The following is a 17422-nucleotide window of genomic DNA, read 5'->3' as shown; positions in this document are numbered from 1 at the left end:
CGCGTCCCGGTGGCCGGGGCATCGGAACGATCACGATGCGGCGCCCCCGCGGGCCAGCGCCCGGCTGATCCCGCGGGCCGCCGCCCGGACCGCGGGGACCCAGGTGTGCGGGTTGGTGCCGTCGGCCGGGACGACGATCGACAGCGCCGCGACGACCGGCCCCTCGCCCGCCCGGACCGGCGCCGCCACCGACAGCGACACCGCCTCGATCTGCCGGTCCGAGATCACGAACCCGCTGGTACGGGCCCGGGCCAGCAGGGTGCGCACCCCGTCGGGCTCGCAGACGGTGTGCGCGGTGAACCGGCGCAGCGGGCGGGCCAGCACGGCCTCCGCCGCCTCGGGCACCGCGTGCGCCAGCAGCACCAGCCCCACACCGGTCGCGTGCGAGGGGAGCCGGGAGCCGGAGCGGGTGACGATCGAGACGGCGTCGTGGCGGGAGAGCCGCTCCACGTAGACGACCTCGCCCGGGTCGTCCGGGTCGAGGACGGCGAGCTGGACGTTGTGCCGGGTCACCTCGTGCAGATCCTCGAGGAACGGCATCGCCGCCTCGCGCAGCCCGTGGCTGGCGGGGGCGAGGTGGCCGATCTCCCAGAGCCGCAGCCCGATCCGGTAGCGGCCGTCACCGCCGCGGTCCAGCGCGCCGCCCGCGGCGAGCTCGCCGACGATCCGGTGCACGGTCGTCAGTGGCAGCCCGGTCCGGGTCGCGATGTCGGTGAGGGCGAGGACCGGTGTCGTCGCGCTGAACGCCCCGAGCACGTCCAGCACCCGCGCGGTGACCCCCGAACGGACCGGCCTCGATCCCATGACCGGGCATTCTTCCGCAGGGCGGAAGTCGTGTCGAATGCGGGAGCGCCGCTGCGGGAACGTCCCCACCATGACGACGCAGCGGCGCGAGCACCGGACCCGGGTCGGCATCGTGGGGGCAGGCCCCGCCGGGCTGGTCCTGGCGGCGCTGCTGGCGCGGGAGGGCATCGACTCGGTGGTGCTGGAGGCCCGCAGCCGTTCCTACGTCGAGGCCCGGGTCCGCGCCGGCGTCCTGGAGGCGCCGACCGTCGAGCTGCTGCGCGGGATGGGCGTCGCCGGGCGGCTCGACCGCGAGGGCATGCCGCACCACGGGATCTCGCTGCGGTTCGCCGAGGCCCCCGGTGAGCCGGCCCGCGACCACCGGATCGACTTCGCCAACCTCGTCGGGACCGGGATCACCGTGTACGGCCAGCAGGAGGTCGTGAAGGACCTGCTCGCCGACCGGGTCGACGACGCGGGCCTGCCGGTCGAGTTCGACGTCTCCGGGGTGGCGGTGCACGACGTGGACACCGCGTCGCCGTCGATCACCTGGACCGGCGCGGACGGCGCCGAGAACCTGCTGCGCTGCGACGTCGTCGCCGGCTGCGACGGGTTCCACGGCATCACCCGGGAGATCGTCGGGGACGGCGGGGGGCTCACCGTCGCCGAGCGCGTGTACCCGTTCGGCTGGCTGGGCGTGCTGGCGAAGGCCGCGCCCACCACCGACGAGCTCGTCTACGCCCACCACGACAACGGCTTCGCGCTCTACTCGATGCGCAGCCCCGAGGTCACCCGGCTCTACCTGCAGGTGCCGCCGGAGACCGACCCGGCCGACTGGTCCGACGCCCGCATCTGGGACGAGCTGCACACCCGGCTGGCCTGCGAGGGCTTCACCCTGAACGAGGGCGAGTTCCTGGAGAAGCCGGGCGTCACCGGGATGCGGAGCATGGTCGCCTCCCCGATGCGCCGCGGCCGGCTGTTCCTGGCCGGGGACGCCGCGCACATCGTCCCGCCGACCGGCGCCAAGGGCATGAACCTGGCGATCGCCGACGTCCGGGTGCTGGCCGAGGCCGTCACGCGGTTCCGCGCGGACGGTGACGAGACCGGCTTCGACGGCTACTCGGCGACCTGCCTGCGCCGGGTCTGGCGGGCCGAGCACTTCTCCTGGTTCATGACCTCGATGCTGCACCGCTTCGACCCCGCCACCGAGGCGGGAGACGCGTTCGGCGTCGGGTTGCAGCGCTCCCAGCTGCGCTACACCGTCACCTCGCGGGCCGCCGCGACCAGCCTGGCCGAGAACTACGTCGGCCTCCCGCACGGCGCCTGCTGACCGCGGCCCGAGCCCGAAACCCACCACGAGAGGCCCGCCGATGACGTCGTCCGTCACCCGCCCGGCCGGCTACCGGCCGGCCCCGGAGGGCACCCACGCGCCGCTGCTGTCCCCTGGCTACCGCAGCACCGGGCTGCGCGCCCCGCAGCAGCAGCCGGTGATCCTCCCGCACCGCCTCACCGAGGTCACCGGCCCGCTGCTCACCGGCCCGCTCCGCCTCGGCGACGACGACCTCACCCTCGGCGAGCACGGTGAGGCCCAGGGGCAGCGGATCGTCGTCTTCGGCCGGGTACTCGACTCCGACGGCCGCCCGGTCCCCGACACCCTGGTCGAGGTCTGGCAGGCCAACGCCGCAGGCCGCTACGCGCACCGGTGGGACGACTGGCCCGCGCCGCTGGACCCGAACTTCACCGGCGGCGGCCGGGTGCTGACCGACCCGCTCGGCCACTACTCGTTCACCACGATCAAGCCGGGTGCCTATCCGTGGGGCAACCACCACAACGCCTGGCGCCCCGCACACATCCACTTCTCGCTGTTCGGCCGCGCCTTCACCCAGCGCCTGGTCACCCAGATGTACTTCCCGGACGACCCGCTGTTCGCCCAGGACCCGATCTACAACTCGGTCCCCGAGGGAGCCCGCGGGCGCATGGTGTCCACCTTCGACCTCGACGCCACCCGTCCCGGGTGGGCACTGGCGTTCCGGTTCGACATCGTGCTCCGCGGCCGCGAGCAGACCCCGTTCGAGGAGCCGCACGCATGAGCCGCCACGACCCCACCCCGTCCCAGACCGTCGGGCCCTACCTGTCGCTCGGACTGCCGTGGCCCGACGGCGCGGACGTCGTCCCCGAGGGCACGCCGGGCGCGGTGACCGTCGGCGGCACCGTCCACGACGGCGACGGCGACCCCGTCGTCGACGCCCTGATCGAGACCTGGCAGGCCGACCCGGACGGACGCTTCGACCACCCCGACGACCCCCGCGGCGCGCGGAGGCCCGCGGTGGCCGGGTTCCGCGGGTTCGGCCGCGTCCCCACCGGCGACGACGGCTGCTGGAGCCTGCGCACCGTGCTGCCCGGTGCGCTGCCCGTCCCCGGCGAGGACGGCGTGTCCGAGGCCCCGCACCTCGACGTCTCGGTGTTCGCCCGCGGGCTGCTCGACCGCGTCGTGACCCGGATCTACTTCCCCTGCTTCGCCGAGGCCAACGCCGCAGACCCGCTGCTGGCGGTGGTGCCCGCCGAGCGGCGCGACACCCTGGTCGCGGTCGCCGAGGGCGCCGGCCGCTACCGGTTCGACATCCGGCTCCAGGGCGCGGGCGAGACGGTGTTCCTGCGGATCTGAGCGTCCGGACGGGTGGCTGTGTCACACGTCCCGCCGATTCGTCTCGTCCGGGCCGGGTAGTCCCTGCGAAGATCCTCGTGAGGATGTCCGTGGGAGGGCCGGTGGACGCAGCATCCACCCCGGGACCGGGGGAGGGCGGGACGGCTCGGGCCGGTGCGCCCGGCGGTGCCCGGATCCGCGCGGCCGCCCGCCGGCTCGGCGCCCGCCACCCGCTCGCCGTCCAGCTGGCCCGCTACGCGGTGATCGGCGGCGGCGCGACCGCGCTGAACGCGGCACTGTTCCTGCTCGTCCGGCCGTGGCTGGACGCGGTCCCGGCCAACCTCGTCGCGCTCGTCCTGACCACCGCGGTGTCCACCGAGGCGAACCGGCGCTTCGCCTTCGGCGGCGCCCGCGCGCACCGGCTCCGCGAGTGGGTGCAGGACGTCGGCACGGTCGCCTTCTACGCGACCTACACCTCCACCGTGCTGATCGGTCTGGAGTGGATCCTCGTCCGCCCGACGCCCGCCGAGGAGGCCACCGCGGTGGCGCTGGCGAGCGTCGCGGGCGGGCTGCTGCGGTTCGCGGTGCTGCGGTTCTGGGTGTTCGACGTCCACGGGGGACGCGCCGGTGACCCGATCCACCACCCGGAAGGAGCCGAGGAGTGTTCGGCGATTTCACCACCTTCGACCTGACCGTCGGCCCGGACCGCGTACCCGTCCACGGGGTGCGCGGCGGCGACGGCCCGCCCGTCCTGCTGCTGCACGGCTTCCCGCAGACCCACGCGATGTGGGCGCCGGTCGCCGAGGAACTGGCCCGCGACCACACCGTCGTCTGCACCGACCTGCGCGGGTACGGGGAGTCCGGCCGCCCGGAGTCCGGTGCGGACCACCTCGGCTACTCGTTCCGCGCGATGGCGGGCGACCAGGTCGCGGTGATGGCCGAGCTCGGGTTCGACGAGTTCGCCGTCGCCGGGCACGACCGCGGCGCGCGGGTCACGCACCGGATGCTGCTCGACCACCCGGCCGCGGTCACCCGCGCCGCGCTGCTCGACATCCTGCCGACCGCGTACGTCTACGGGCACGTGGACCGCGCGCTGGCGACGGCGTACTACCACTGGTTCCTGTTCATCCAGCCCGCCGACGTCCCGGAGCGCCTCATCGCCGGGGACCCGATCGCCTACCTGCACTCGCTGCTGGGCGGCTGGGGCTCCGGGCTGGACGCGCACCCCCCGGAGGCGCTGGCGTCCTACGAGCGCGCGTTCGCCGATCCCGCGGCGCGGCACGCGATGCTGGAGGACTACCGGGCCGGCGCGTCGATCGACCTGGAGCACGACGCCGCGTCGGTCGCGATCGGGCAGCGGATCGGCGCCCCCGCGCTCGTCCTCTGGGGCGGTGCCGGGGTCGTCGGCGCGAACGCCGAGAGCCCGCTCGACGTGTGGCGCCGCGAGGCGGTCGAGCCGGGTCTCGTCACCGGGCGGGGGCTCGCCGGTGCCGGGCACTTCCTCGTCGACGAGCGGCCCGCCGACGTCCTGGCCGAGCTCAGGACGTTCCTCACGTCCTGAGCCGCCCGGCGTTCCGGACAATCCTGGAACACTCGGACCCATGCGACGTACAACCCTGTCCCGGGCGGCGCTCGGCGTCCTCGCCGCGCTCGCCCTCGTGTTCACGACCGCCGGTGCCTGTGGTGGCGGTGACGCCGCGCCCGCTCCCGGCCAGCAGCAGGAGCAGCAGCAGGGCGACGACGACGGCGACGACCAGGACGACCAGGACGACGACCAGGGCGGCGGTCAGGAGGACGAGCAGGACGACTGAGCACCGGCCCCCGCCCGGCCACGGACACGACGAGGGCCCGGCACCCCGCTCACGGCGGGTGCCGGGCCCTCGTCGTCGTACCGGTCCTTCTCAGCCCTTGACGGCGTGCACGACGCCCCAGGTGAGCTTGCCGGCGTTGCCGCCGTCCACCCAGTGCTGCAGGCCCGCCTTCATGTTCGCGATGTAGGTGCCGGAGATGGCCGCGGCGAGCTCCTGCTCGCGGGCGACCAGCTCCTCACGGACCCGCCGGTAGTGCGTCGGCAGCTGCGCGGCGTGGTCGTGGAACGTCACGGACGTGAAGCCGCGCGTCTCGAGCCCCTCGGTGTAGAAGCCGGGGGTCGCCATCGTCGCCAGCTGGATGCGGTCCAGGATCGGCTGGATCGAGGACTGGTCGAGCCCGTCGACGGCCATCGGGTCGGTGAACACGACCTGCCCGCCGGGCTTCAGCACCCGGGCGACCTCGCCGAGCACGGTCTCCCGGTCGCCGGAGTGCAGGAACGCGTCCTGCGACCAGACGACGTCGACCGAGGCGTCCTCGACGGGCACGTCCTCGAACGTCCCGGTCGCCACCGTCACGAGTCCGTCGAGCCCCTGCTCCTTCGTGAGCCGGGCGTTGCGCTCGTTCTCGACGGGGGACAGGTTCAGGCAGTGCACGTGCGCGCCGAGGTTGCGCGCGAGCTGGCGGGCGGCGCCGCCGTAGCCGGAGCCCAGGTCGAGGACCCGGGTGCCGGACGTGATGCCCGCGATCTCGCCCATCCGCGCGACGGTCCGCCGGCTCGCGGCGGCGATCTCCTCGTCCGGGGTCTCGTAGAGGCCGACGTGGATGTCCTCGCCGCCCCAGACCCGGGAGTAGAAGTTGTCGGCGTCCTCGGAGTCGTAGTAGCTCCGTGCGGTGGTCTCCGCGGCCTGTGCCTGCGTCACGCCGGGACCTCCCCGTCGAGGGCCTCTTCCAGGTACGCCTTCTCCGCGATGTGGACGAAGAAGTCCGGCTCGTCGTCGGAGTAGGTCGACTGGAAGTCGCCGTAGGTCTCGATCTTCTGGAACCCGACCTCGTGCATGAGGCGGCGCGTGTAGTCCTTGCGCAGCGGGAACATGTTCAGGTGGTACTCGGAGCCGTCCGAGAACTGGTACCGGAACCGGGCCAGGCCGTCGTCGACGTGCTCCGGCTCCGCCACGACGCCGTCGCCGCAGTAGTAGTACTGGTGCTTCGACGAGAACCCGTTGTCCAGGATCGAGTCGTAGTTGCGCTGGTCCAGGATCAGGACGCCGTCGTGCTTGAGCATCGCGTAGAACTCGGCGAGCGCCTTGCGGCGGTCCTTCTCGGAGAACAGGTGCGTGAACGAGTTCCCGAGGCAGATGATCGCGTCGTACTCGCCGTGCACGTCACGGTTGAGCCAGCGCCAGTCGGCCTGCACGACGCGCAGGATGTGCCCGCCGTACTTCATGCCGTTGTCGAACGCCTTCGCGAGCATCTCGGCGCTGCCGTCGGCGGAGACGGTGTCGAAGCCCTCCTCGAGCAGCCGGACCGAGTGGAACCCGGTGCCGGTGGCGACGTCGAGCACGCTCTTCACGCCACGCTTGCGGAGCTGCTCGACGAAGAACTTCCCCTCGCTCTCGTAGCGGGCACGCCAGTCGATCAGCTCGTCCCACTTGTCGACGAACGTCTGCACGTACTCGTGCTTGTAGTGGGTGGACTCCCGGACCTCGGTCGGTTCGTCACCGAACTCCTGGACAGTCCTTCCGAGCTCGGGCAGCTCGCTCTCGGTGCGGTGGTCGGCCGTCATGTACCGCGTCTCCTCGACAAGGTTCGGGTGCAGCGGGTCGAGTCGACGTTAGATCGGGAGCCGCCGGTCCGTCCGGGTCCGGCGCGGGGGGCTTTATCGCTCGCCGAGGTTGTGTTATACGCAACTCACGCCCGATCAGGCGTGGGTTTCCTCACATTACGAGCATGTTTCCGGGCCTCGTGGTGGGGTGCGGAACCCGCGCTCCCACCAGTGTCGTTCGCCGGTCGTCGATCGCGGGGACGCGCCCGGGGTGCGCCCGGAGTCCGCGGTGAGGTCGCGCACCGCGACCGGAGGGCCCGTGGAGCCTGCGCGCGCCCGGAGAGACGGTGTGATACCGCTCACGCCATGGATTCGAGGTTCACTCGTTCGCGCCAGCGGTGCCACTCCACAGGACGTCGAGCGCACGCCGACGCTCGTCCCTGCCCAGGCCACGCAGGTCCGCGGTGCCCCGTTCGGTGACGACGACGTCGACGTCGTGTGACGGAGTGCTGACCGGCCCGCCGAGCCGCTCGACGAGCGTCGGCCCACCCCGGTGCGACGACGGCAGCGCGATCACCGAGAGCCCCGGCCCGCGTGCCGCCGCGGCCGCGAAGTCCGGGTGGCCGCCGATCATCCCGGCGGCAGACCCGGCGACGCCCTCGACGTTGACCTGCCCGTGGACGTCGATCTCCAGCGCGGTGTTGAGCGCGACCAGCGGGCCCGGGTCCGTGCTCAGCCGCGACAGGTCGTGGGTGTACTCGATCGGCCGGACGACACCGGACCGGCCGGGCCCGCCCGCCCAGGAGTACAGCCGCTCGCTGCCGCAGAGCGCGGTCGACGACGGGGTCCCGAGCAGCAGCCCCCGCTCGTCGAGATCGACGACCGCGTCGGCGAGCAGGCCCGAGTCGACGTGCACCGGGACGTCCAGGGCGGCGACCAGCGCCCCGGCCAGGCGACCGGGCCCGAACTGGATCCGGGCGCCCGCCGGGACGAGTGCGGCGACCTGCTCGGCGATCGCCCGGTCGGCGTCGGTCGGCGGGGGAGCCGTCACGACGTGCGGGAGCCCGGCCGGCCCGTCGACGCGGCCGACGACGGTGACGTCCGGCAACGGCGGCCCGGCCTCGGCGTGCGGCGCGGTCCCGGAGACGACCGCGGCGACGGGCACACCGTCGTCGGCGAGCCCGCGCATCCACGACGACTCGGCGCCGAACCGGTAGCCGTCGGCGTCGGCGACGACGGTGGCCAGCAGCAGGTCCGGCCGCAGCGGCCCGGCCAGCAGCGCCGGGACCGCGGAGAGCCGCGCCGGCACCCGCTGCGCGGCGCCCGAGTCGAGCAGCGCGCGGGCGCCCGGACCGCCGACGACCGTGCGGATGTCGACGAAGGCGGCCGGATCGAGGTCCGGTGCCGGGCCGGGGATCCAGCCGAGCACCAGGCGGACGCCGTCGCCGTCGTCGCGGCGGCGGGCGGCGACCCGGCTCAGCGGGCCGGCGAGGGCGTAGGGCAGGCCGCACGCGTCGGCGACCGCGACCCGGGCGCCGGGGCGCACCAGCTCGTCGAGCGCCCGTTCCGTCTCGTCGGTCATGCCGCCATCCGATCATGTCCGTGACCTGCACGGCAGTGTGTCCGCCACTACCGTCACCGACCATGGCGACCGAGCAGGACAGCGGAGAGTTCGTACGCGGGCCCCTCGGGGTCGCGGAGCGCATCACGGCGGACGGGTCGTCGCCGTGGCCGGTCGCGGCGGGCCGGTACCGGCTGGTCGGGGCACGGGCCTGCCCGTGGGCCAACCGGGCGATCATCACCCGGCGGCTCCTCGGCCTGGAGGACGCGATCTCGCTGGGCATCGCGGGCCCGCTGCACGACGAGCGCAGCTGGCGCTTCCACCTCGATCCCGGCGGGGTCGACCCGGTGCTCGGCATCGAGTACCTGCGCGAGGCCTACGAGACGGCGGTCCCCGGCTACGACGGCGGCGTCACCGTCCCGGCGATGGTCGACGTCGGCTCCGGCGCGGTCGCGACCAACTCCTACGCCGACCTCGAGTACGACCTGGCCACCCAGTGGCGGGAGCACCACCGCCCCGGCGCCCCGGACCTGTGGCCCGCCGCCCACCGCGACGAGATCGAGAGCCTGGGCGAGGGGATCTTCCACGACGTCAACAACGGCGTCTACAAGTGCGGGTTCGCCACCTCGCAGCGCGCCTACGAGCGGGCCTACCGCGCGTTGTGGGAGCGCCTCGACGCGCTGTCGGAGCGGCTGTCGACGCGTCGCTTCCTGGTCGGGGACACGATCACCCAGGCCGACGTCCGGCTGTGGGTGACGCTGGTCCGCTTCGACGCCGTCTACCACGGCCACTTCAAGGCGAACCGGCACAAGCTGACCGAGCTGCCGGTGCTGTGGGCCTACGCCCGGGACCTCTTCGGGACGCCCGGGTTCGGCGACACGATCGACTTCGAGCAGATCAAGCAGCACTACTACGGCGTGCACACCTCGGTGAACCCGTCCGGGGTCGTGCCGCTCGGCCCCGACCCCTCGGGCTGGCTCACCCCGCACGGCCGCGAGGAGCTGGGCGGGCGCCCGTTCGGTGACGGCACCCCGCCCGGCCCGCCGCCCGCGGGGGAGCGCGTGCCGGCCGTCGGCTGACCACCCGGCCGGGCGACCGTCCGCCGCTCGGTGGCGTCGTCCTGGCGGACCGGACGCCGGCACCCACCGTGTCGCCGCACGGGCGGGCGCCCGGTGCGTCACGATGGTCGGCGATGCGAGGACCAACCATCCGCCGCCGTCGCGGTGTCGGGCTGCTGACCGCGGCCGTCGTGGGCGCGCTGGCGGCGGGCACCGTGGCCGTCACGACGCCGGTGCTGACGGCGAACCGTGGTGACCCCGGGCCCGGTTCCGCGGAGCCGCAGGCCGCTCCGGCGAGCGTCGAGCAGGCCCCCGCCGACACCTGCGTCCCGATGGTCGCGGCACTGTCCACCCGGGACCGGCTCGCGCAGCGGCTCATGGTCGGGGTCGACGCCTCCGACCCGGCCGGCGCCGCGGCGATCGTGAAGGAGTCCCAGGTCGGCGGCGTGTTCCTCGGCGGCAACGAGACCGCACTGCTGCAGGGGAACCGGATGCAGGCCCTGCAGGACGCCTCGCGCACCCCGCTCGCCGTCGCCGTCGACGAGGAGGGCGGCCGTGTCCAGCGGATCGACGACCTCGACGGCGACATCCCCAGCGCGCGGGAGATGGCCGCGTCGAGGACCCCCGAGCAGGTCACGGAGATCGCGCGCGAGCGCGCCGGGCAGCTGAAGGCCCGGGGCGTCACCTGGAACCTCGCGCCGTCGGTGGACACCTCCGACCAGCCGCGCTCGTCGGTGATCGGGGACCGGTCGTTCTCCGACGACCCGGAGACCGCCACCCGTTACGCCCAGGCGTGGGCCGAGGGCCAGCAGGCCGGGGGCGTGTACGGCGTGCTCAAGCACTTCCCCGGGCACGGCCACAGCTCCGGCGACTCGCACAAGGGCTCGGTCACCACCCCGCCCCTGGCGGAGCTGGAGCAGAAGGACCTGAAGCCGTACGCGGCGCTCGTGGGGCCCGGCAAGCCGCTCGACGGCCGGATCGGCGTCATGCTCGGGCACCTGGAGGTCCCCGGGCTCACCGGCGGCAACCCGACCAGCGTCGACCCGGCCGCTTACCGGCTGCTGCGCGAGCAGTACCGGTTCGACGGCGTCGTCATGACCGACGACCTCGGCGCGATGAAGGCGATCACCGACCGGTTCGGGCTGGCCGAGGCGACCACCCGGGCGCTGTCGGCGGGCGCCGACATCGCGCTGTTCTCGAACGTCACACCGGTCGGCCCGCTGCTCGACGCCGCCGAGAAGGGCCTCGCCGAAGGCCGGATCACGCCGGAGGCGAACGACGCCGCCACCGCCCGCGTCCTGGAGTCGAAGGGCCTCTGCTCCCGCTCCTGACACCGCCGCCCCCGCACCCGGTGGGTGCAGGGGCGGCCGGTGGGGGGACGGGTCAGGAGGCCATGTCCAGGCCGCCGTTGACGCTGATCACGGACCCGGTCACGTAGCCGGCGCGGTCGTCGACCAGGAACGACACCGCGCGGGCGATCTCGTCGGCCTGCCCGAGCCGCCCGACCGGGATCTTCGCGAGGATCTTCTCCATCGCCTTCTCCGGCACGGCGGCGACCATCTCGGTCTCGATGAAGCCCGGCGCGACGCAGTTGACGGTGATGCCCTTGCGGGCGACCTCCTGCGCGAGGGACTTCGAGAAACCGATCAGGCCCGCCTTGGACGAGGCGTAGTTGGCCTGGCCGATCGACCCGGTCTGGCCGATCACCGACGAGATGTTCACGATCCGGCCGAACTCGTTGCCGGACATGTGCTCCAGCACGGCCTTGCTCATGTAGAACGCGCCGGAGAGGTTGATCCGCAGCACGGCGTGCCAGTCGTCGACGGTCAGCTTGCGGACGGTCTTGTCGACGGTGATCCCGGCGTTGTTGACCAGGTAGTCGACCCGGCCCCGCTGCTCGAGCACCTCCTGCACGACGCGGGAGCAGTCCTCCGGCGCGCCGACGTTGCCCTGGTGCACCGACACCGATGCGCCCTCGGCGCCGAGCTTCTCGCGCAGGTCGTCGGCGGCCTTCGAGTTCGACGAGTAGCCGGCGGCGACGTGCACGCCCTGGCGGGCGAGGGTGGTGGTGATCGCGGCCCCGATGCCGCGCGCCCCGCCGGTCACGATCGCGACGCGCTGCTCCGGGTTGGTGTCGGTGATGGCGGTCATGTCTGTCGTCCTCCAGTGGTGTCGCCGGTGCGGCGGTCGAGAGTGCGCTTCATGCCCCGTGCCACGGCGTCGGCCAGGTAGGGCCGCAGCTGGTCGGGGGTGACGATCCGGTGCACCGAGCCGACGCTCTGCGCCCGCTCGATGGAGTGCTTGGTGTCGAACTCGTCGGCGACCTGGCCGAGCTTCTCCGACCGGACGTCCGGGCGGAGCGCGGCGAGCTCGCCGCGCAACCGGGCCGCGACGGCCTCGTCGCCGGCCTCCGAGGCCTCGGCGATCCGGCCCTCCAGGACGGTGATCCGCTCGGCGGCGGCGACCCGGTTCTTGACCTCGCCGGCGAAGACGACGGCGGCAGCCGGCGCCCCGCCGAGCACGGAGGCGTAGGAACCGGTGATCGCGGCGACCTCCATGTTGTCGTTCAGCGTCCCGGAGAAGACGACGAACGCGCCGCCGTGGTACCGCGACACGACGCAGAAGACGATCGGCCCGTCGAAGTTGACGATGGCCCGGCCGATCTCGGCGCCGTTCTCCAGCTGCAGCCCGCGCAGCGACTCCGGCGAGCCGTCGAACCCGGAGAGGTTCGCCAGCACCACCAGCGGCCGGTTGCCGGACGCCGCGTTGATCGCCCGCGCGCACTTGCGCGACGAGCGCGGGAACAGCGTCCCGGCGGTGAACTGCGACGGGCCGTCCACCGGGCGCGGGCCGCGGCGCGGGATCGGCCGCGACTCGATGCCGACCATGGCGATCGGCTGGCCGCCCAGGTGCGCGTCGAGCGCGACGACCGACTCGGCGTCGTGCATGTCGGCCCAGCGCTCGGAGGTGACGTGGTCGGCGTCGGCGACGCCGCGCAGCACCGAGCGGATGTCGAACGGCTTCTTGCGCTCGCCGTTGGTGGCCTCCGCCCAGATCTCCCCGAGCGTGGTGAACTCGCAGTTCGGGCCGGCGTGCGGCGCGGTCGTGACGTCCCGGGAGACCGGGTCGGTGGTCGGCGCGGGCCGCGGGAACCGCTCGCCGGGCAGCGCCCAGGTGTGCGCGTAGTGGCGCAGCAGCACCTGCACCGCGCCGGACAGGTCCGGCGCCCAGTACTGCGCCTGCCCGTTCGGGCCCATGATCCGGTCGTAGCCGCCGATGCCGAAGTTGTCCTCGGCCGAGACCCCGCCGGAGTAGTCGAGCGACTGCTTGCCGGTGAGCACCATGGCCGAGTCCGGCGTCATCACCAGGATGCCCCTGGTGTGCATGAGCATCGTCGCCTCGGCGTTCCAGTAGGGCTGGGCGCCGACGTTGATGCCGGTGACGACGACGTTCATCTCGCCGCCCGCCTGGGTGAACTCGATGATCCCGCGCAGCACCCGGGAGATCCAGTCCATGTTCTCGGTGCCGGAGTCCATCGCGATCTTCGCGCCGGCGGAGACGGCGAACCACTCGACGGGCACGTCGAGCTCGCGGGCGAGGTCGATGGCGGCCAGCACCCGGCGGCACTCGGGCTCGGCGATCGCGCCGAGCGCCCGGGTCGGGTCACCGAGCAGCACGACCCGCTTCATGCCCTCCGGGTAGCGGCGGGTCGGCACCGAGACGACGCCGAGCACCAGGTTGGCCCGGTTGCCGCCGGGCGCCCGGTCGACCGGCAGCGGCCGTGCCGGGTCGTCCGGGTCGACCAGGTCGTACTCCTGCCAGGTGCCCTCGCCGGCGTCGATCGGGGCGGTGAGTAGCGGGACGATCTCGTACGGGTAGACCGCGCCGCGGCGACGGGCCTTGAGGACCTTCTGGTCGTAGTCGTCGAGCTCGCGCATCGGCTCGGTCGGCGGCTCGTCGAGCCGCAGGGTCAGCCCGGCACCGGGGGGCCGGGACATGCGCAGCAGCATCGACTTCTGGCCGCCCTGCCCGCCGGTGACCGACGCATCGGCCGTGCGGAACTCGACCAGCACCTGCTCCAGCCCGAGGTGCGCGGTGCGCGGCGCGAGCCGCCGGACCACCTGGTCGAGCTCGGCCAGCGGGACGTCGACCTCCGGCCAGACGTAGAGCGCGATCCGGTTCCACGACAGCCGGGCCAGGTTCCGGTCGTTCGCGCGGGCGGACCGCAGCGAGTTGATGCAGGCGTCGAGCGCGCGCTCGAACTGCGGCAGGGACCGGATCCGCCCGGTCTCCTCGTCACGGAGCACGGTCAGCTCGCGGACGTCCGCCATCGCGACCAGCCGGTCGTCGCCCGGGACCTCGCGGCCGACGGCGCGGAACAGGTGGACGTCGGTGGCGGCCGGCACACGGGTCAGCTCGAAGTTGCGGAAGCGCCACAGCCGCAGCCGGTCGGCGACCAGCGGGTGCATGCCGCGCAGCGTCCGGTCCTCGACGAGCTCGCCGGTCTCGTCGGGGCGGAAGGTGAACCAGGTCGGCGCCTCGGCCTCGGCCTCCGCGGTGTGCTCGGCACGCGGGTTCGGGCGGACGGCGACGGCGACCCGGTGCAGGATGGCGGGCACCCGGCCGAGCGCTGCCCGGACCCGCTCGGCGCGGGCGTCGGGGTCGCCGCCGTCGTCGGCCTTGGTGGAGGTGACGTAGAGGTCGACGAGCGCGGTGCGGTCGCCGTCGAGCTCGCCGACGCGGCGGCGCAGCTCCTCGGCGACCGCCACGGCGGCGGCCGGGTCGTTGTTGTCGATGACCGAGGCGAACAGCGTCCGGTCGTTGCCGAGGTGCTGGTAGCGCGCCGTCAGCAGCGGCTTGCCGGCGTGCTCGGTGAGCTCCAGGTCGCGCAGCGGCCGCACCCGGTAGTAGCGCCGGGTCATGACCTCCAGCAGGACGGCGTCGTGCCGCTCCCCGAAGACGCCGAGGATCGACTCCGACGACGCGACCAGCGCGTCGATCCGGCGGGCCCGGTCCGGCGTCGCCGGGTCGGTGGCCAGCACGTCCAGGCTCTCCCGGAGCTCGGCGAGCGCGTGCGAGCGCTCGGCCGCCACGACCGGCGCGTCGAACGCGCGGTAGCGGACCAGCCGTGCGGTGTCGCCGACGACGGGGTGCCGCAGCTGGGTGGCGACGACGAGCTCGTCGAGGGTCCGCAGGTAGTCCTCCCGGGCCGCGGACGACAGCCCGGCGAGCGAGCGGGGGTGCTCGAGGCGCCAGTTGAGCAGGTGCAGCACGACCGGCACCTGCTGCGGGGCGCGGCGGTGTGCCAGGAACATCCGGTACAGCGCCGGGCCGAGGTCCGGGTCGGACGAGATGTCGGAGACGCCGTAGTGCGCGAGCGCGGTGCGCAGCTTGGCCTGGAACGACTCGGGCAGGCCCTCGTCGTCGGCGTCGCGGCTGCGCAGGTACGCGTAGAGGTACTCCTGCGGGTTGCGCTCGGTCTCGCCGGTGACGTCGTCGGTCTCGGAGCGGTTCCGGGACAGCGCGCACAGGTCACCGAAGATCCTCAGGACGGCGACCTCGCCGGCGAGGACGGCCGGGTCGTCGTCGGCGAGGCGCGCGCGGGCCCCGGCGAGGCGGCGCATCTGCGGCCGGGCCTGGCTCTCGTCGACGTCGAAGCCGAGCACCTGGTAGCGCAGCGCGGACAGCGCGTCGGCGGCCGTGGCGGCGGGATCGTCGTCGGTGCCTGCCGCGGTGAAGGCGGCGAAGTCGGCGCGGTCGGCGGTGGGGGCCGCGACCGCCTCGGCGTCGGCCGAGGGCTCCAGCCGGACGAGCTTGGTGCCGCCGTCGACCTGGGTGTTGGCCGGGACGAGCAGCTCGGCGACGGTGCCGTCGAACGGCGCCCGCAGCGAGGTCTCCAGCTTCATCGACTCGACGATGGCGACGGTGTCGCCCTCGGAGACGACGTCGCCGGGGGCGACCGGCAGCGCGACGACCATCGCCGGGGCGGGCGCGCGCACGATGCCGGCCTCGCCGCCGGAGATGCGGTGCACGGCGCCGTCGACCTCGACCAGGTAGTCGGACTCCTGGGCGACCGACAGCACGGTCCAGCTCTGCTCACCGACGGTGATCCGGCGCTCGTAGGCGCCGTTGCGCTCGACGTCGACGTCGACCGAGGTCCCGTCGAGCTCGACGCGGTAGCGGCCGGCCCGGGTGCGGGCGACCCGCAGCTTGTACGACTGCCCGGCCACCGTCACGTCGGTCTGGTGCCAGGTCTCGTAGCCGACCTCGGGGCGGCCGGCCTCGGCGGAGCGGAACAGCCGGTCCTGCTGGCGGGCGACGTGGCCGTCGTGCGACTGGATCGCGGTGGCCAGCAGGGCGACGTCGATGCGGCGCGGCGGGGCGTAGCCCTGCGCCATCATCCCGTCGAGCCAGGTGGTCTGCACATCGCCGGCGCGCAGCTCGTCGCGGTCGAGCAGGTCGAGCAGGAACGCCTTGTTCGTGGAGCCGCCGTCGATCACCGCGGCGGTCTGGCGCAGCGCGCGGGAGAGCCGGGCGCGGGCCTCGTCGCGGTCGCGGCCCCACGCGATCACCTTGGCGATCATGGAGTCGAACTGCGGCGGGATGACGTCGCCCGCCGCGACGCCGGTGTCCACCCGGATGCCGGGGCCGCTGGGCAGGGCGAGGTGCTCGATCCGGCCGGGGGCGGGCGCGAACTCGCGCTCCGGGTCCTCGGCGGTCAGCCGGGCCTCGATCGCCCAGCCGGATCCTGCCGGCACCGAGGTCGCGACCTCGGCCAGCGCACCGCCCGCGGCGACGTGCAGCTGGAGCTTCACGATGTCGACGCCGGTGCACGCCTCGGTGACGGGGTGCTCCACCTGCAGCCGGGTGTTGACCTCGAGGAAGGAGAGCAGCTTCTCCTCGGGCTGGTAGAGGAACTCCACGGTGCCTGCGTTGACGTAGCCGGCGGCGCGGGCCAGGTCGGCCGCGGAGTCGCGCAGCAGACGCTCCTGCTCGGCGTCCAGCGCGGTCGACGCCGACTCCTCGATCACCTTCTGGTTCCGGCGCTGCACCGAGCAGTCCCGGACCCCCAGGGTCCACACGTCCCCCGTCGCGTCCGCGACGACCTGGACCTCGACGTGCCGCCCGCCGGCGACCGCGCGCTCCAGGAACACCGTCGCGTCGCCCGCCGTCCGCGACGCCTCGGACGCCGCCCGCTCGAAGGCCTCGTCCAGGTGCTCCGGGCCCGCCACGAACCGGATGCCGCGGCCGCCGCCGCCCGCGGTCGCCTTCACCATCAGCGGGTAGCCCACGGTCTCGGCGGCCTTGCGGGCCGCGTCGAGATCGGCGACCGGGCCGCCGGACCACGGGGCCATCGGCACGCCGACCGACTCGGCCAGCTGCTTGGAGGCGATCTTGTCGCCGAGCCGGCGCATCACCTCGGCCGACGGGCCCACGAAGGTGATCCCGAGCCGTGCGCAGAGCTCGGCGAACTCGGCCTTCTCGGAGACGAAGCCCCAGCCCGGCCAGACCGCCTCGGCCCGCGACACCCGCAGCGCCCGCTCGAGCTCGGCGAGGTCGAGGTAGGGGCTCGCACCCATGTGGTCCGGGTCGTCCGGTCCGATCAGGACGGCCTCGTCGGCCTCCCGGACGTACATCGCACGACGGTCGACGGCGGTGTGGAGCGCGATGGTGCGCAGCCGGCGGTCGGGTCCGTTCTCTGCGTTCCACTCACGGACGGCGTTGATCAACCGCATGGCGGGTTCGCCGCGGTTGACGATGGCGATGCGCGAGAACACGGGTTTCACTGCTCCTGGTGGCTG

General features: G+C 73.8%; 12 protein-coding genes and 1 pseudogene. 8 read left to right on the top strand and 5 right to left on the bottom strand.

Annotated elements, in window-relative coordinates; all coding sequences use genetic code 11:
* Positions 1-30 precede the first annotated feature (30 nt).
* Positions 31-804: an IclR family transcriptional regulator gene (locus AD017_RS07070; protein WP_010242759.1), complete on the bottom strand. Its 774-nt coding sequence runs from the start codon at positions 802-804 to the stop codon at positions 31-33.
* Between the two features lie 70 nt (positions 805-874).
* Between AD017_RS07070 and AD017_RS07065 the strand changes: the two genes are divergently transcribed.
* The 6 genes from AD017_RS07065 to AD017_RS07040 all read left to right on the top strand — a co-directional run bounded on the left by AD017_RS07065 (position 875) and on the right by AD017_RS07040 (position 5238).
* Positions 875-2113 carry a 4-hydroxybenzoate 3-monooxygenase gene (locus AD017_RS07065; RefSeq protein ID WP_060573613.1) on the top strand — a complete coding sequence of 413 codons (1239 nt, stop codon included), beginning with the start codon at positions 875-877 and terminating at the stop codon, positions 2111-2113.
* Positions 2114-2153: 40 nt separating this feature from the next.
* Positions 2154-2873: a protocatechuate 3,4-dioxygenase subunit beta gene (pcaH, locus tag AD017_RS07060; RefSeq protein ID WP_060573611.1), complete on the top strand. Its 720-nt coding sequence runs from the start codon at positions 2154-2156 to the stop codon at positions 2871-2873.
* On the top strand, positions 2870-3448 hold the full coding sequence (gene pcaG / locus AD017_RS07055; protein WP_060573609.1) for a protocatechuate 3,4-dioxygenase subunit alpha: 579 nt from the start codon (positions 2870-2872) through the stop codon (positions 3446-3448). The genes pcaH and pcaG overlap by 4 nt, the downstream gene beginning before the upstream one ends.
* A 101-nt stretch (positions 3449-3549) precedes the next feature.
* On the top strand, positions 3550-4119 hold the full coding sequence (locus AD017_RS07050) for a GtrA family protein (protein WP_060573607.1): 570 nt from the start codon (positions 3550-3552) through the stop codon (positions 4117-4119).
* Entirely contained in the window at positions 4089-4988 is a 900-nt protein-coding gene (locus AD017_RS07045; protein WP_060573605.1) for an alpha/beta fold hydrolase, read from the top strand. The genes AD017_RS07050 and AD017_RS07045 overlap by 31 nt, the downstream gene beginning before the upstream one ends.
* Before the next feature lie 40 nt (positions 4989-5028).
* A complete protein-coding gene (locus AD017_RS07040; RefSeq protein WP_060573603.1) occupies positions 5029-5238 on the top strand; it encodes a hypothetical protein in 210 nt (69 codons plus the stop codon).
* 90 nt (positions 5239-5328) lie between these two features.
* Here AD017_RS07040 and AD017_RS37370 read toward each other — a convergent pair.
* Together AD017_RS37370 and AD017_RS07025 are read right to left on the bottom strand one after the other, a co-directional pair.
* Positions 5329-7022, bottom strand: a pseudogene (locus tag AD017_RS37370) (methyltransferase domain-containing protein).
* Positions 7023-7380: 358 nt separating this feature from the next.
* Complete coding sequence (locus AD017_RS07025; protein ID WP_060573601.1) at positions 7381-8583, bottom strand: acetyl-CoA hydrolase/transferase C-terminal domain-containing protein; 1203 nt, start codon at positions 8581-8583, stop codon at positions 7381-7383.
* A gap of 62 nt (positions 8584-8645) precedes the next feature.
* Between AD017_RS07025 and AD017_RS07020 the strand changes: the two genes are divergently transcribed.
* On the top strand, positions 8646-9641 hold the full coding sequence (locus AD017_RS07020; RefSeq protein WP_060573600.1) for a glutathione S-transferase family protein: 996 nt from the start codon (positions 8646-8648) through the stop codon (positions 9639-9641).
* 113 nt (positions 9642-9754) lie between these two features.
* Positions 9755-10951 carry a glycoside hydrolase family 3 N-terminal domain-containing protein gene (locus AD017_RS07015; protein ID WP_010242737.1) on the top strand — a complete coding sequence of 399 codons (1197 nt, stop codon included), beginning with the start codon at positions 9755-9757 and terminating at the stop codon, positions 10949-10951.
* Positions 10952-11003: 52 nt separating this feature from the next.
* Here AD017_RS07015 and AD017_RS07010 read toward each other — a convergent pair whose 3' ends face one another.
* Together AD017_RS07010 and AD017_RS07005 are read right to left on the bottom strand one after the other, a co-directional pair.
* Complete coding sequence (locus AD017_RS07010) at positions 11004-11771, bottom strand: beta-ketoacyl-ACP reductase (RefSeq protein WP_010242735.1); 768 nt, start codon at positions 11769-11771, stop codon at positions 11004-11006.
* On the bottom strand, positions 11768-17398 hold the full coding sequence (locus AD017_RS07005; RefSeq protein WP_060573599.1) for a biotin carboxylase N-terminal domain-containing protein: 5631 nt from the start codon (positions 17396-17398) through the stop codon (positions 11768-11770). The genes AD017_RS07010 and AD017_RS07005 overlap by 4 nt, the downstream gene beginning before the upstream one ends.
* Positions 17399-17422 lie beyond the last annotated feature (24 nt).

It is taken from the genome of Pseudonocardia sp. EC080619-01 (genome assembly GCF_001420995.1).
In the GTDB taxonomy this organism is placed as follows: domain Bacteria; phylum Actinomycetota; class Actinomycetes; order Mycobacteriales; family Pseudonocardiaceae; genus Pseudonocardia.
The sequence above is the reverse complement of the archived record's forward strand: the minus strand, read 5'-3'. Positions and strand labels throughout refer to the sequence as shown.

Coding starts and splice junctions, on each gene's coding strand:
- AD017_RS07070 (WP_010242759.1), bottom strand. CDS start 804: ATGGGATCGAGGCCGGTCCGTTCGGGGGTCACCGCGCGGGTGCTGGAC.
- AD017_RS07065 (WP_060573613.1), top strand. CDS start 875: ATGACGACGCAGCGGCGCGAGCACCGGACCCGGGTCGGCATCGTGGGG.
- pcaH (WP_060573611.1), top strand. CDS start 2,154: ATGACGTCGTCCGTCACCCGCCCGGCCGGCTACCGGCCGGCCCCGGAG.
- pcaG (WP_060573609.1), top strand. CDS start 2,870: ATGAGCCGCCACGACCCCACCCCGTCCCAGACCGTCGGGCCCTACCTG.
- AD017_RS07040 (WP_060573603.1), top strand. CDS start 5,029: ATGCGACGTACAACCCTGTCCCGGGCGGCGCTCGGCGTCCTCGCCGCG.
- AD017_RS07025 (WP_060573601.1), bottom strand. CDS start 8,583: ATGACCGACGAGACGGAACGGGCGCTCGACGAGCTGGTGCGCCCCGGC.
- AD017_RS07020 (WP_060573600.1), top strand. CDS start 8,646: ATGGCGACCGAGCAGGACAGCGGAGAGTTCGTACGCGGGCCCCTCGGG.
- AD017_RS07015 (WP_010242737.1), top strand. CDS start 9,755: ATGCGAGGACCAACCATCCGCCGCCGTCGCGGTGTCGGGCTGCTGACC.
- AD017_RS07010 (WP_010242735.1), bottom strand. CDS start 11,771: ATGACCGCCATCACCGACACCAACCCGGAGCAGCGCGTCGCGATCGTG.